Source organism: Sphingomonas sp. CCH9-F2 (genome assembly GCF_001556735.1).
Taxonomy (GTDB): domain Bacteria; phylum Pseudomonadota; class Alphaproteobacteria; order Sphingomonadales; family Sphingomonadaceae; genus Sphingomonas; species Sphingomonas ginsenosidimutans.
In genome coordinates this window covers 1-12,450 of record NZ_LSJO01000203.1, presented here as the reverse complement: position 1 = coordinate 12,450, position 12,450 = coordinate 1, and the positions used below count along the sequence as shown (strand labels likewise).

18 protein-coding genes are annotated in these 12,450 nt (G+C 68.7%); 10 read left to right on the top strand and 8 right to left on the bottom strand.

Annotated elements, in window-relative coordinates; translation table 11 throughout:
- The 4 genes from AX685_RS05960 to AX685_RS05945 all read left to right on the top strand — a co-directional run.
- Window positions 1-786: ATP-dependent helicase C-terminal domain-containing protein (locus AX685_RS05960; RefSeq protein ID WP_331710155.1), on the top strand; the 786-nt coding region annotated here is incomplete at its 5' end.
- A 39-nt stretch (window positions 787-825) separates the two neighbouring features.
- Window positions 826-1,281: a copper chaperone PCu(A)C gene (locus tag AX685_RS05955; protein WP_231738596.1), complete on the top strand. Its 456-nt coding sequence runs from the start codon at window positions 826-828 to the stop codon at window positions 1,279-1,281.
- On the top strand, window positions 1,278-1,757 hold the full coding sequence (locus AX685_RS05950; RefSeq protein WP_066486404.1) for a vgr related protein: 480 nt from the start codon (window positions 1,278-1,280) through the stop codon (window positions 1,755-1,757). Before AX685_RS05955 ends, AX685_RS05950 begins: the two co-directional genes overlap by 4 nt.
- Window positions 1,754-2,215 carry a hotdog fold thioesterase gene (locus AX685_RS05945; RefSeq protein ID WP_066486401.1) on the top strand — a complete coding sequence of 154 codons (462 nt, stop codon included), beginning with the start codon at window positions 1,754-1,756 and terminating at the stop codon, window positions 2,213-2,215. The genes AX685_RS05950 and AX685_RS05945 overlap by 4 nt, the downstream gene beginning before the upstream one ends.
- Before the next feature lie 70 nt (window positions 2,216-2,285).
- On the opposite strand, the gene gorA is transcribed toward AX685_RS05945, so the two are convergent.
- From gorA to pgi, 4 genes are all read right to left on the bottom strand, one after another.
- On the bottom strand, window positions 2,286-3,635 hold the full coding sequence (gene gorA / locus AX685_RS05940; protein WP_066486398.1) for a glutathione-disulfide reductase: 1,350 nt from the start codon (window positions 3,633-3,635) through the stop codon (window positions 2,286-2,288).
- Between the two features lie 124 nt (window positions 3,636-3,759).
- Window positions 3,760-4,167 (bottom strand): type II toxin-antitoxin system VapC family toxin, encoded by a 408-nt coding sequence (gene vapC, locus AX685_RS05935; RefSeq protein ID WP_066486396.1) that lies wholly within the window; start codon window positions 4,165-4,167, stop codon window positions 3,760-3,762.
- Window positions 4,164-4,376, bottom strand: a complete 213-nt coding sequence (locus tag AX685_RS05930) for a type II toxin-antitoxin system VapB family antitoxin (RefSeq protein ID WP_066486393.1) — start codon at window positions 4,374-4,376, stop codon at window positions 4,164-4,166. Before AX685_RS05930 ends, vapC begins: the two co-directional genes overlap by 4 nt.
- A gap of 44 nt (window positions 4,377-4,420) precedes the next feature.
- Window positions 4,421-5,911 (bottom strand): glucose-6-phosphate isomerase, encoded by a 1,491-nt coding sequence (gene pgi, locus AX685_RS05925; protein WP_066486391.1) that lies wholly within the window; start codon window positions 5,909-5,911, stop codon window positions 4,421-4,423.
- Between the two features lie 73 nt (window positions 5,912-5,984).
- Between pgi and lepB the strand changes: the two genes are divergently transcribed.
- The 3 genes from lepB to rlmB all read left to right on the top strand — a co-directional run bounded on the left by lepB (window position 5,985) and on the right by rlmB (window position 8,346).
- Window positions 5,985-6,812 carry a signal peptidase I gene (gene lepB / locus AX685_RS05920; RefSeq protein WP_066486389.1) on the top strand — a complete coding sequence of 276 codons (828 nt, stop codon included), beginning with the start codon at window positions 5,985-5,987 and terminating at the stop codon, window positions 6,810-6,812.
- Window positions 6,809-7,510 carry a ribonuclease III gene (gene rnc / locus AX685_RS05915; RefSeq protein WP_066486387.1) on the top strand — a complete coding sequence of 234 codons (702 nt, stop codon included), beginning with the start codon at window positions 6,809-6,811 and terminating at the stop codon, window positions 7,508-7,510. The genes lepB and rnc overlap by 4 nt, the downstream gene beginning before the upstream one ends.
- An 89-nt stretch (window positions 7,511-7,599) precedes the next feature.
- Window positions 7,600-8,346, top strand: coding sequence for a 23S rRNA (guanosine(2251)-2'-O)-methyltransferase RlmB (gene rlmB / locus AX685_RS05910; RefSeq protein ID WP_066486385.1), 747 nt, complete (start codon window positions 7,600-7,602; stop codon window positions 8,344-8,346).
- 45 nt (window positions 8,347-8,391) lie between these two features.
- On the opposite strand, the gene AX685_RS05905 is transcribed toward rlmB, so the two are convergent.
- A complete protein-coding gene (locus AX685_RS05905) occupies window positions 8,392-8,709 on the bottom strand; it encodes a 2Fe-2S iron-sulfur cluster-binding protein (protein WP_066486406.1) in 318 nt (105 codons plus the stop codon).
- A 54-nt stretch (window positions 8,710-8,763) separates the two neighbouring features.
- Between AX685_RS05905 and AX685_RS05900 the strand changes: the two genes are divergently transcribed.
- Window positions 8,764-9,390, top strand: coding sequence for a DNA-3-methyladenine glycosylase family protein (locus AX685_RS05900; RefSeq protein ID WP_066486379.1), 627 nt, complete (start codon window positions 8,764-8,766; stop codon window positions 9,388-9,390).
- A 34-nt stretch (window positions 9,391-9,424) separates the two neighbouring features.
- Here the strand turns inward: AX685_RS05900 and AX685_RS21455 are convergent, their stop codons facing one another.
- The 3 genes from AX685_RS21455 to AX685_RS05890 form a co-directional block, all read right to left on the bottom strand.
- Complete coding sequence (locus AX685_RS21455) at window positions 9,425-9,721, bottom strand: hypothetical protein (protein ID WP_156445699.1); 297 nt, start codon at window positions 9,719-9,721, stop codon at window positions 9,425-9,427.
- A gap of 106 nt (window positions 9,722-9,827) precedes the next feature.
- Window positions 9,828-10,202 (bottom strand): hypothetical protein, encoded by a 375-nt coding sequence (locus AX685_RS05895; RefSeq protein WP_066486377.1) that lies wholly within the window; start codon window positions 10,200-10,202, stop codon window positions 9,828-9,830.
- Window positions 10,203-10,322: 120 nt separating this feature from the next.
- A complete protein-coding gene (locus AX685_RS05890; RefSeq protein ID WP_066486375.1) occupies window positions 10,323-11,018 on the bottom strand; it encodes an HAD family hydrolase in 696 nt (231 codons plus the stop codon).
- 188 nt (window positions 11,019-11,206) lie between these two features.
- Here AX685_RS05890 and AX685_RS05885 point away from each other — a divergent pair, with 188 nt between their 5' ends.
- Window positions 11,207-11,740 carry an AAA family ATPase gene (locus AX685_RS05885; protein WP_066486373.1) on the top strand — a complete coding sequence of 178 codons (534 nt, stop codon included), beginning with the start codon at window positions 11,207-11,209 and terminating at the stop codon, window positions 11,738-11,740.
- 57 nt (window positions 11,741-11,797) lie between these two features.
- Window positions 11,798-12,450 (top strand): thiamine-phosphate kinase (gene thiL, locus AX685_RS05880; RefSeq protein WP_066486371.1); only part of this gene is annotated, 653 nt, incomplete at its 3' end.

The window sequence follows — 12,450 nt, the reverse complement described above, 5'->3', positions numbered from 1 at the left end:
GCGGGCGCGCGCATCCTGTCCGCCGCCGCGATCGGCGCGGACGCAGTGGAGGGGATGTTCGCCGACCGGATCGCCACCCATCGTACCGCCAGCTTCGATCCGGCCACCGGTGCGGTGCAGGCGCTGCGCCAACGGCGGCTGGGCGCGATCCGCGTGTCGAGCGGGCCGGACAGCGCCGCCGATCCCGCGACGATCGCCGCCGCGCTGGTGGAGGGGGTGCGCCGTCACGGGCCGGCGCTGCTCCCCTGGTCGGCGGGGGCGCAGGCGCTGCGGACGCGCGCGGCCTATGCCGGGGTGCCGCTGGACGATGCGGTGCTGATCGCGCGGATCGACGAATGGCTGCCCGCGCTGGTGGCCGGCAAGCGTCGGCTGGACGCGATCGCGCCGGGGGCGCTGACCGATGCGTTGCGCAACCTGCTGGGCTGGGACGCACTGCGCCAGACCGACCGGCTGGCGCCGGCCGATTTCACCAGCCCCGCCGGATCGACCCATGCGATCGATTATGGCGCGGAGGCCGGGCCGACCGTCGAGCTGCGTGTCCAGGCGCTGTTCGGGCTGGACGAGCATCCGGTGGTGGGGGAAGCACGCGTGCCGCTGGTCCTGTCGCTGACCAGCCCCGCAGGACGCCCGATCCAGACGACGCGCGACCTGCCGGGTTTCTGGCGCGGCAGCTGGAGCGCAGTGGCCAAGGAGATGCGCGGCCGCTACCCGCGCCACCCGTGGCCCGACGATCCCGCCGCCGCCAGCGCGACGCTGCGCACCAAGAAGGCGGATGCGCGGCGGTAGGATTGCGGGCGCGGCCACGGCTTCGTAGGCAGGGGCGAGATGATGGGAGATGATGCGATGCGGATGATGGCGCTTGCACCGGTACTGATCCTTGCCGCCTGTTCCGGCGCGCCGCAGGCGCCGGTCGCGGGCGATGCCTATGTCCGGCTCGCGGCGGTGCCGGGGCGGCCGGCGGCGGGATATGCCGTGCTGCACGGCGGGGCGAAGGACGCGGCGCTGGTGCAGATCACCGCGCCCGGCGTCGCGCGCATCGAACTGCACAACAGCCGCATGACCGGCAACGGCATGATGGCGATGGACGCGGTGAAGGCGGTGCCGGTGCCCAAGGCGGGAACGGTCAAGCTGGCGCCCGGCGGCTTTCATGCGATGCTGTTCGGCCTGCCCGCCGGCGTGACGCCGAATGGCAAGCTGCCGCTTACCTTCCGCTTCGATGACGGGAGCGCGGTGGAGGTGCCCGCCACGGTGATCGGCGCGGGCGAGGCGGCGCCGGAGTGACACGGCGCGCGCTGACCGCGGGCGAGGTGGCGCTGGCGCGGTCGGTGTACGGCGACACGATCGATTATGGGCAGGTGGCGCTGGCACGGCGCAAATGGGCGTTCTTCCAGCCGCGCGGCGTGGTGATGGCGCCGGCCGGCACGATCCACTTCCATCCGCGCGGCGACCTGTGGCGTGACGATTTCGCCGATGCGCCGCTGGATGCGCAGGGGCTGTTCATCCACGAGATGTGCCACATCTGGCAGCACCAGCGCGGCATCTGCCTGCCGCTCGCGCGCCATCCGTTCTGCCGTTACCATTATGCGATCCGCCCCGGCTGGCGACTGGAGCGATACGGGATCGAGCAGCAGGCGGAGATCGTCCGCCACGCCTTCCTGCTGCGGCGGGGCGCGCGGATACCCGGTGCGCCGGAACTGGCGCGGTACGAGACGATCCTTCCCTTTCCCACCGATTCAGGAACCACGAGGCGGGCATGACCACGAATACGACGATCTGGCACGGCGGTACTCCCGATCTGGCGCGGCTCACCGCGGTTGGCGCGACGTCGATGCCCGGTTTCCTGGGGATCGAATTCGTCGCATCCGGTGACGACTGGCTGACCGCGCGGATGCCGGTGAGCGAGCGGACGAAGCAGCCCTACGGCCGGCTGCACGGCGGCGCCTCCGTCGCGCTGGCCGAGACGGTCGCATCGGTCGCGGCGATGGCGACGCTGGACCCGGCGGTGTCGGCGGCGGTGGGCATGGAGATCAACGCCAACCACCTGCGCCCCGCCGGCGACGGATATGTCCACGCCACCGCGCGCGCCGAATCCCTGGGCCGCACCAGTCAGGTCTGGACGATCCGCATCACCGACGCGGCCGAGCGGCTGGTGTGCATCGCGCGGATGACCGCCGCGGTGATCCCGGCGCAGCGCGGGGCGGTGGCAGCGGGATAGGCGGGCGCCGCGCTTCGTTCCCTTACCGGGAAACCCCAGCTTTCGCTGGGGTGACGTATTGGGAGCGCCGCTACTTCAGCAGCACCAGTTCCTCCGCCATGGTCGGATGGAGCGCGACGGTGGCGTCGAATTGCGCCTTGGTCAGTCCCGCCTTCACCGCGACGGCGGCGGACTGGATGATTTCCGGCACGTCGGGGCCGATCATGTGGATGCCGACGACGCGGTCGGTTTCCCCGTCGCACACCATCTTGTAGAGCGCGCGTTCGTCGCGGCCGGCCAGCACGTTCTTCATCGGGCGGAAATCGGACGAATAGATCTTCACCGATCCCAGCTTCTGCCGCGCCTCCGCCTCGGTCATGCCGACGCCGGCGATCGGCGGGTGGCTGAACACCGCGGAGGGCACGCAATCGTAGTCGACCATTGTCGATTTCCCGCCGAACAGATTGTCGGCGAACGCCTGCCCTTCGCGGATCGCGATCGGGGTCAGCTGGATGCGGTTGGTGACGTCGCCGATCGCGTAGATCGACGGGCAGGTGGAGCGGTTGTCGGCATCGACCTTCACCGCGCCCATATCGTCCAGCTCCACTCCTGCGGTGTCGAGGCCCAGTCCGTGCGTGTTCGGTTTGCGCCCGGTGGCGAACATCACCATATCGACCACCGCCGGCTCATGATTCGCCATGCTGACCTTCAGGCAGCCGTCATCCAGCTTCTCGATCCCCTGGAAGGTGGCGTCGAAGCGGAACTCCAGCCCCTTCATCATGCTGATCTGGAGCAGCCGGTCGCGGATCTGCAGGTCGTAGCCGCGCAATATCTCCTTCGACCGGTTCATCAGGATGACGTGCGCGCCCAGCTGGTGGAAGATGCCGGCGAATTCGTTGGCGATATAGCCCGCGCCCGCGATCAGCACGCGCTGGGGCACCGCATCGAGGTGGAACGCCTCGTTCGAGGTGATGCCATGTTCATGGCCGGGACATTCGGGCACCGCGGGATGCGCGCCGACCGCGATCAGGATCGTCTTCGCTGTCTTCGTCGTGCCGTCGGCCAGCGTCACCTCGTTCGGGCCGGAGACGGTGGCGCGCTGGTGGATGATCTCGGCCCCGTTCGATTCCAGCGTGGTGGTATAGGCCTGGTTAATCCGGTCGACTTCCTTCAGCACGTTGTCGCGCAGCCGCGGCCAGCTGAACGCACAGTCGGGGGGCACATCCCAGCCGAAATGCCGCGCGTCGCGCAGGTCCTCGGCGAAATGCGCGCCATAGACGAGCAGCTTCTTGGGCACGCAGCCGCGGATGACGCAGGTGCCGCCGACGCGATATTCCTCCGCCACCGCCACGCGCGCACCACGCGCCGCCGCAACCCGCGACGCACGCGTGCCGCCGGAACCGGCGCCGATGACGAAAAGGTCGTAATCGTAGTCGGACATATTCAGGCTCCGGCGTGTGCGAATGTTGCGAATGTTGAGACGGTCGCGGGGTTAGTGCTGAACCGGCGGGAGGCCGGTTCGTGCCCGCGCTGGTAACAGCGGCACGGGCAGTAGGACAGGGTGGTCAGTGCGCGGGCAGCTGCATCGCAGAGCGAAGCCCGAGATGCTGGACGAACGGATCGAAGTCCCGGTCGCCGTAGAGCAGCGGTATATCGGCGATGATGCACCGGGTGGCGATGAGCGTATCGATCGTCTTGCGGATCGTGATGCCGAGCGCGCGTAGCGTGCGATAATGGCGGGCGGCGGCCACGGCCACCTGCCCGTCGACGATGGAAAGCAGGCGAAATCTGTCCAGCGCGGCATGAAGCGTATCGAACTGCCGGTCGGTACGGCAGCCCTGCAGGACCTCGGCAAGGACGAGGTCCCCGACCAGGAAACGGCGAACCGCCAGATGATCGTCGAGCCAATCGGTCTGCGGCGTTCGGGTGCCGCCGAAATAGTCGATCCACACGCCGGTATCGACGAGGATCATATGTCGGCAGCGATATATTTGCTGGTCCGCATGTCGTCGAGATCGCCGACCCATTCGATCGTGCCGCGCAGGTCGCGGATCGCGGTCTGCTGGTCCAACTCGACCAGCCGCGCCATCGCGGCGTGGATGGCATCGCGCTTGGTACGCTTGCCGGTGATCCGCATGACCTGCGCCATCAGCGCGTCGTCGATGTCGATATTCGTCCGCATGTGTATGGCTCCGCCGAGCCATACACATAGTCGGTCGCCCGCGCTTACGCCAGACCGGCGCGGGCGATCAGGTCGGTGGTGGAGGGGTCGAAGTCGCCGCCGCCCTTCGCCGCGGCCTTGGCCATTTCCTTGCCCAGCTCGACGCCGAACTGGTCGAAGGAATTGATCCCCAGCAGTACGCCGGCCACGAATACGCGATGTTCGTAGAAGGCGATCAGCGCGCCCAGCGTGCGCGCGTCAAGCCGGTCGAGCAGCAGTGTCGAGGACGGGCGGTCGCCCGGATAGCTGCGCGCGGGATCGTCGGCCTGCTTGCCCTTCATCAGCGCCGCGCCCTGCGCGAAGGCGTTGAGCAGCAGCTGGCGGTGATGTTCGGCGGGCAGGGTGTCGCCCGCCTCGGTCACCGCGACGAATTCGACGGGGACGATGTGCGTGCCCTGGTGGAGCAGCTGGAACACCGCATGCTGCGCATCGGTGCCGACGCCGCCCCAGGTGATCGGCGCGGTCGGGCGGCCGACCGGCGTGCCGTCCACCGTCACGCCCTTGCCGTTCGATTCCATTTCCAGCTGTTGCAGGTAGCTGGGCAGCAGGCGCAACCGTTCGTCATAGGCGAAGGTGGCGCGCGTCTCGCAATGGCGGACCTGGGTGTAATATAGGTCGGCGAAGGCGGCGAGCGCGGGGGCGTTTTCGTGCAGCGCGGACAGGCGGAAATGGCGGTCCATCTCCGCCGCGCCGTCCAGCAATTCCTCGAACTGTTCCCAGCCGAGCTTGATCGCGGCGGGAAAGCCGATCGACGACCACAGCGAGTAACGCCCACCGACCCCTTCGGAGAACGGCAGGACGCGCGTTTCGTCGACGCCCCATTCGACCGCCTTGTCGGGCGAGGCGGTGAGCGCGATGACGCGGCCATAGGGATCCTCGACCCCCGCGCCGGTCATCCAGGCGATGACGCTTTCGGCGTTCATCATCGTCTCGGTCGTGGTGAAGGTCTTCGACGCGACGACCAGCAACGTGGCGGCGGGGTCGAACCGGTCGAACACGTCGTCCAGCGCCATGCCGTCGACGTTGGAGACGATCGCGACGTCGTAGCGATCATGGTCGCGGCCCAGCGCATCGACCAGCAGGTGCGGCCCGAGCGCCGACCCGCCGATGCCGACGTGCAGGACGTGGCGGACGGGACCGAAGGCGTCGGCCTCGATCGCGTCGATCACCGCGCGCATCCGCGCGTGATAGGAAGCGGCGCGCGACACGCTGTCGGCCTTGCCCTCGCCGCGTTCGGCGGTGTGCTCGACCGGGCGGTCCTCGGTCACGTTGACATGGTCGCCCGCGAACATCGCCTCGCGCCGGCCGGCGAGGTCGGCGTCCTTCGCCAGCGCCTCGAACGCGGCGACGGCATCGGGGGTCAGATGCGTCTTCGACCAGTCGAAATGAATGCCCGCGACGTCCAGCGACAGGCGCTTCAGCCGGTCGGCGTCGGCGGCGAACAGCGCCTCCAGCCGTTCGGGGGGGAGTGTTTCGATCCGGGACCAGTCCGCCATTGTCCGTCTTCCCTATGCTGTCGTGCCAAGCCTTCGCTTGACGCGCCCGCGCCGTTAGGCGACGCGAAGCGTCATGGCCACCCCTCCTGTCGCCGGCAAAACCGCCGGCCGCCCCGCCCGTTCCGAAACCAGCGAGACGATCCGGTTCCTGCTGAAGCTGGCGCTGTTCGTGTTCGTGCTGCGCAGCTTCATCTTCTCGCCCTTCTCGATCCCCTCCGAATCGATGCTGCCGCGGCTGCTGATCGGCGACTATCTGTTCGTGTCGAAGTGGAATTACGGCTATTCGCGCTGGTCGCTGCCATGGGGGCTGCCGTTGATCCCCGGGCGGCTCTTCGCACGCGATCCCGCGCGCGGCGACGTGGTGGTGTTCCGGTCGATGGGGCCGGACGACCACGACGTCATCAAGCGCGTCATCGGCCTGCCGGGCGACCGGGTGCAGATGCGGAACGGGCAGTTGTTCCTGAACGGCAAGGCGATCCCCAAGCAGCGCGTCGCCGACTTCATCGTGCCGATCTCGCCCAATTTCCCGACGGAGAAGTGCGGCACGCCGTTCCAGGACGTCGACAGCGCCGGGCGCGCGATCTGCCGCTACCCGCAGTTCCGCGAGACGCTGCCCGACGGCAAGAGCTATAACGTGCTCGACCAGGAGAACATCCCGCAGGCCGACGATACCGACGTCTATCACGTGCCCGCGGGCGCGGTATTCCTGATGGGCGACAATCGCGACGATTCGGCCGACAGCCGCTTCGCCCCGCCCGAGGGGATGGGGTATATCCCGATGGAGCGGATCGAGGGCAAGGCGATCGTCAATTTCTGGTCCACCGACGGTTCGGCATCGTGGCTGAAGCCGTGGACCTGGGTGTCGGCGGCGCGACTCGACAGGATCGGTGAGGGCTTTTGAGCGACGATCTGGCCGATTGGGTCGAGCGCGCGTTCGGCGTCCGGCCGGCGGACACCGCGCCGTTCGTGCGCGCGCTGACCCATTCCAGCCGCGAAGGCGAGAGTTACGAGCGGCTGGAGTTCCTGGGCGACCGGGTGCTGGGGCTGGTGATGGCCGAATGGCTGTACGAGACCTTCCCCGACGAACCCGAAGGGCAGCTGACCAAAAGGTTCAACGCGCTGGTGACCGGCGTGGTGTGCGCCGACGTCGCGCGCTCGATCGACGCGGAAGCGCGCGTGCGGCTGGGCAAGCAGGCGCATAGCGACGGCGCGCAGCACAGCGACAACGTGCTGGGCGACGTGATGGAGGCGTTGCTGGGCGCGCTGTACCGCACCGCCGGGCTGGACGCGGCGCGTGACGCGATCGGGCGGCTGTGGGCCGAGCGCCTCCACGCCGATGCGCGTGCGCCGCAGCACCCCAAGTCGGCGTTGCAGGAATGGGCGGCGGCGAACCGGCGCGGGGTGCCCGCCTATGCGATCGTCGACCGTTCCGGCCCCGGCCATGCGCCACGCTTCACCGTGGCGGCAAGCGTCGGCAAGGACAGCGTGACCGCGCAGGGGGCGAGCAAGCAGGAGGCGGAGACCGAAGCGGCGCGCACGCTGCTGGCGACGCTGGAGGAACAGGCGGCGGCGGGCGCGAAGCCGCGGCGGCGGAAATAGCGGGCGGTTGCGTCGCGTCGGCGCGCATCGCATAGCGCGCGCATGGTCCGTATCAGATATCACCTATTGACCCGCGCGGGGCGCCGCTGATGGCGCGCCGTGGCCACCGCCCAAGCCAGCAGCAGGGCAACCGGACGCGCCTGTGGGGGCGGCACGCGGTGCTGGCCGCGCTCGCCAATCCCGAGCGCGTGGTGCGCAAGATCTGGGGCACGCGCGAGGCGCTGGCGGCGCTGGACCTGCCGCCGGTGCTGCCGATCGTCTATGCCGATGTCGCCGACCTGGGCCGGCTGGTCCCGTCCGACGCGCCGCACCAGGGGCTGGTGGCGGAGGTTGACCCGCTGGAGGACGTGTGGCTGGGCGACCTGTTGCAGCAGGGCGAGGGCGACCAGCGCCCGCTGATCGTGCTGGACCAGGTGACCGACCCGCATAACGTCGGCGCGATCCTGCGCTCCGCCGCGGCGTTCGACGCGCTGGGCATCGTCACGCAGGACCGTCACTCGCCGCCCGAATCGGGGGCGCTGGCGCGCGCGGCGAGCGGGGCGCTGGAAAGCGTGCCGTGGGTGCGCGTCGTCAACCTGGCGCGCGCGCTGGAGGAGATGGCCGAGGCCGGCTTCTGGCGGATCGGGCTGACCGGCCATGCGACGCAGACGCTGGCGCAGGCGATGGGCACTCAGCGGATCGCGATCGTGCTGGGCGCGGAGGGCGAGGGGATGCGCCAGAATACCGAGGCGCATTGCGACGAGCTGGCCAAGCTGCCGATGTCCGGCAAGGTCGAGAGCCTGAACGTGTCGAACGCCGCGGCGATCGCGCTCTATGCGGTGACCGCGCGCGCGTGATCGGATGCGCATCGCGGCGGCGCCCGCCACGATGCGCACACCACCTTAGTCTTCGGCGGCGATCGTCACCTTCAGCCCGTCGAGGTCGGCGCTGAACGGAATCTGGCACGCCAGCCGCGAGGTATCGTCGCGGTCGCCCGACGAATCGAGCAGGTCGTTCTCGTCCTCGCTCATCGCGGGCAGCGCGGCGACGAAGGCGGGATCGACGTGGATGTGGCAGGTCGCGCAGCTGCAGCAGCCGCCGCACAGCGCCAGCATCTCGTCGATGCCGGCGTCGCGGATCACTTCCATCACCGACAGGCCGGCGTCGCCGTCGATCTCGCGTTCTTCCCCCTCACGCGTAACGACGATAAGCTTGGGCATGAATTTCTCCCCGATCAAACACGCTCCCCATGCCGCCTGTACCGGCATCGCGCAATGGGGCTGAGCGCCGAGCGGCTGAATGCCGATCTCGACGCGCTGGCGGCGGCCGAGCCGGCGTTCGGTGCCGCGCTGGCGCGCGTCGGCTATCCCGCGCCGCGCATCCGCGCACGCGGCTACGCCACATTGCTGCGCACGATCGTCGGGCAGCAGGTGAGCGTGAAGGCCGCCGATGCGGTGTGGCGCAAGCTGGAGGTGCTGGGCGACCCGACCAACCCGGCGGTGATCGCCGCGCTGAGCGACGAGGGGCTGCGCGCCTGCGGCTTTTCCCGGCAGAAGACCGGCTATGCCCGCAGCCTGGCGGAGGAAGTGACCAGCGGGCGGCTGAACCTGGACCATCTGCCCGAGGATGACGAGGGGGCGATCGCGCAGCTGGTCCGCGTCAAGGGGATCGGGCGGTGGTCCGCCGAGGTGTACCTGCTGTTCGCGGAGGGGCGGCCGGATATCTGGCCCGCCGGCGACCTGGCGGTGCAGATCGAGGTCGGGCGCATCCTGGGCCTGCCCGAACGCCCATCGGAGCGGATGACGCGAGAGCTGGCGGAGGCGTGGCGGCCGTATCGCGGGGCGGCGGCGATCTTCACCTGGCACCATTATGGCGCGGGGGCGGATGTGGCGCCGGTATAGGTGGCGGGGTCGTGTTTTGGGTGGAAAGCGGACGTTATCGTTGGCATGCGCGGGCGTCCAAAAACAGCGATACGCCGCGCGCAGTTGCCTGAACTTTCTCGCCCACGCGGCAGTCCAACCGAGCCGCATCAACAAGCTTTGATCCGACAAGGCCATCAGCGCTTCGCGCCGTCACAAGCACCTGATCGCTATGCCATCTGGAAACGCGTGGAGCGATGTCGGTGACGACTGCCAACGCTTTTCTCTCTGGCTGCTCGGAGCAAGCCGATCCCATCAACAAAATCATCGAGACGGTGAGCGAAGCGGTGCGCATCAGCGAATTTTTGCTCACCCTACGAATGTCCGCAAGTGGGCGAAGCCGGTCGATTTCATAAAGGGCGTGGTCGTGCCCCGGGCGTATTCTTACTGGCACGACGACGGCTGGCGCCCGTCCCCCGTCACGCAGACAGCGCCGCGGGTTCCTTCGCCGACAGCAGCCAGTCGAGCGCCTCGGCATGGGTGGCGGCGAAGCGGGTGAAGGGCTGGTCGAAGATGCGCCGCAGCTGGAGGCGTACCAGCGTGCTGCCGGTGACGATCGCCACGCCGCGCGCGCGCTTCATCTTCGTCAGATGCCCGCCAATCAGGCCGATGATGTCCTGCGACTGGACCGGGCAGCGGGAAATGTCGATGATGAGGACATAGCTTTCCAGCTGCGCTTCCATCACCCGCGCGATCATGTCGCCGGCCAGTTGATCGGCGACCGCGGCGGTCAGCATGCCGGTAACGTCGAGGCGGATCAGCGTGTGGGTGCGGTCGACGACGATCTTGTACATCAGGCTCCTCTTTCAGCGCGCCTTGTCGCGGCGAAAGATTGAGGATGGGTTGCGCGCGGGCGCGATGTCGATCGTTTATAACTGATTTCAGACGTTTTTTGTCGGCCCTCGCGCGGCCGGTCAGGGCAATGTGTCGATCCAGCCGGGCAGGTCGGCGAGGCGCGCGAGCTGGCGGAAGCGCGGGTGGTCGGCGGGGGGGGCGGCGACCTCGTGACTCCACGCCAGCGGTTGCGGGATGAACGCCCCCCATGCCCCTGCCTCCAGCGCGGGCAGGATATCGGAACGCATCGAATCGCCCGCCATCACTGCGCGATCGGGCGCGCAGCCATAGCGGTGGAAGACGCGCACGAACGTGTCGGCGCGCTTGTCGCTGACGATCTCCACCCCGGTGAACAGCTGGCCCAGGCCCGAGGCGGCGAGCTTCACCTCCTGATGCAGCAGGTCGCCCTTGGTCACCAGCACCAGCTTCGCGCGGGCGGCCAGCGCCTCGACCGTGTCGCCGATGCCGTCGAGCAGTTCGACCGGGTGATCGAGCAGCGTACGCCCGATATCGAGGATGCGCGCGACATGGGCCGCGGGCAGCGCGTCACCGGCCAGTTCCAGCGCGGTTTCGATCATCGACAGCGTGAAGCTCTTCGCACCATAGCCGTAGCGCTTGAGATTGCGGATCTCCACCGCCTCCATCCGCGCGCGCGCCGCCGCGTCGTCGGCATAAGGCGCGACCAGATCGGCGAACGCCTGCTCCGCCGCGGCGAAGAAGCGCATGTTGTGCCACAGCGTGTCGTCGGCATCGAGGCAGATGAGGTCGATCGGCATGGCGGCTCGCGGATGGGAGAAACGGGCGCTGCTTAACCGCGGATACGACGCCGCGCCATAGCACCGCGCGGGTGAGGGGGGCCGTCGTCCGTTCAGCCGTCGGCATTCCCGGTCCCGTTCCCCAACGGGACGGCTATCACGTCGGATCACGCCCGATGGCAGTCGTTCCCGACCTTTGATATGCCCCCATGGTGTCAAACGTTCCGCGCCAGATAGTGATCGTGTCAGGCGCGCCGGGTGCGGGTAAGACGACGCTCGCGGTGCCGTTGGCGCAACGGCTTGGGTATCCGTTGTTCTCGAAGGGCTTTATCAAGGAGACGCTGACCGACGTGTTTGGCGACGGCGGAGGCGATCTCGCCGCCTCTCGCCTGATCGGCGGCGCGTCGATGGAATTGATATGGTCCTTGGCAAGCCATGCGCCGCAGGCGGTATTGGAAGCCAATTTTCGACCGCATAGCGACTATGAGCGGACCAAGCTGACCAACCTCGGGGCGTCGATTGTTGAAGTTCATTGTGATTGCGGTCGTGCGGAAACAGCCAAGCGGTTTCGTGAACGCGCAGCCACGAGCGAGCACCATGCCGCCCACCCCTTAAAAGAAATGCCCCCGGGAATGCTCGACGAATATGACCGTCCGATGGGGATAGGTCCGATCGTCGAAGTAGATACGCGAATTTCCGTCGATTTGGACCGGGTGCTGGCGGAGCTCCGACGCTTTCTCTGATTTGAGCGCGTCCATCATTCGCTTCCGCCCGGCGCGGCGCAGCCCTACACCCCCGCCATGAACGAAGCCGACTTCATCGCGCGGCTGCGCACGCTGCCGCTGCACCCCGGCGCGCGCGGGCTGGTGGACGACGTGGCGGTGCTGGGCGGGTTGATCGTGACCAGCGATACGTTGGTGGAGGGGGTGCATTTCCTGCCCGGCGATCCGGCGGCGGATATCGCGTGGAAGCTGGTGGCGACCAACCTGTCCGACCTGGCGGCGAAGGGCGCGGCGGTGGAGGGCGTGATGCTCAACTATCCGCTGCGCGATGCGGCGTGGGATGCGGCGTTCCTCGACGGGCTGGCGGCGGTGCTGCGCGCGTATGACGTGGCGCTGATCGGCGGGGACACCGTGTCGCTGCCGGCGGGCGCGCCGCGCGTGCTGACGGTGACCGCGTTCGGGCGCGACGCGCGCGCGCCGGCGCGTTCCGGTGCGCGGGCGGGTGATGGCTTATGGGTGACGGGGACGATCGGCGGCGCAGGTGCCGGGCTGGCGATCGCGTGCGCGGGGGCGGGCGATGCGGCATTGCTGGCGCGATACCGCCGCCCGGTGCCGCGGCTGGCGGAGGGGCGCGCGCTGGCGCCGCTGGTCCATGCGATGATGGACGTGTCCGACGGGTTGCTGATCGATGCCGCGCGGATGGCGGCGGCGAGCGGCGTGGCGGTTGCGAT

Bases quoted from the DNA above. Each gene is read 5' to 3' on its own strand.
- rlmB (WP_066486385.1), top strand. From the start codon at position 7,600: ATGGCGCGCCGTGGCCACCGCCCAAGCCAGCAGCAGGGCAACCGGACG.
- AX685_RS05900 (WP_066486379.1), top strand. From the start codon at position 8,764: ATGGGGCTGAGCGCCGAGCGGCTGAATGCCGATCTCGACGCGCTGGCG.
- AX685_RS05945 (WP_066486401.1), top strand. From the start codon at position 1,754: ATGACCACGAATACGACGATCTGGCACGGCGGTACTCCCGATCTGGCG.
- pgi (WP_066486391.1), bottom strand. From the start codon at position 5,911: ATGGCGGACTGGTCCCGGATCGAAACACTCCCCCCCGAACGGCTGGAG.
- vapC (WP_066486396.1), bottom strand. From the start codon at position 4,167: ATGATCCTCGTCGATACCGGCGTGTGGATCGACTATTTCGGCGGCACC.
- lepB (WP_066486389.1), top strand. From the start codon at position 5,985: ATGGCCACCCCTCCTGTCGCCGGCAAAACCGCCGGCCGCCCCGCCCGT.
- AX685_RS05885 (WP_066486373.1), top strand. From the start codon at position 11,207: ATGGTGTCAAACGTTCCGCGCCAGATAGTGATCGTGTCAGGCGCGCCG.
- AX685_RS05955 (WP_231738596.1), top strand. From the start codon at position 826: ATGATGGGAGATGATGCGATGCGGATGATGGCGCTTGCACCGGTACTG.
- AX685_RS05930 (WP_066486393.1), bottom strand. From the start codon at position 4,376: ATGCGGACGAATATCGACATCGACGACGCGCTGATGGCGCAGGTCATG.
- AX685_RS05895 (WP_066486377.1), bottom strand. From the start codon at position 10,202: ATGTACAAGATCGTCGTCGACCGCACCCACACGCTGATCCGCCTCGAC.
- gorA (WP_066486398.1), bottom strand. From the start codon at position 3,635: ATGTCCGACTACGATTACGACCTTTTCGTCATCGGCGCCGGTTCCGGC.
- AX685_RS05890 (WP_066486375.1), bottom strand. From the start codon at position 11,018: ATGCCGATCGACCTCATCTGCCTCGATGCCGACGACACGCTGTGGCAC.
- AX685_RS05905 (WP_066486406.1), bottom strand. From the start codon at position 8,709: ATGCCCAAGCTTATCGTCGTTACGCGTGAGGGGGAAGAACGCGAGATC.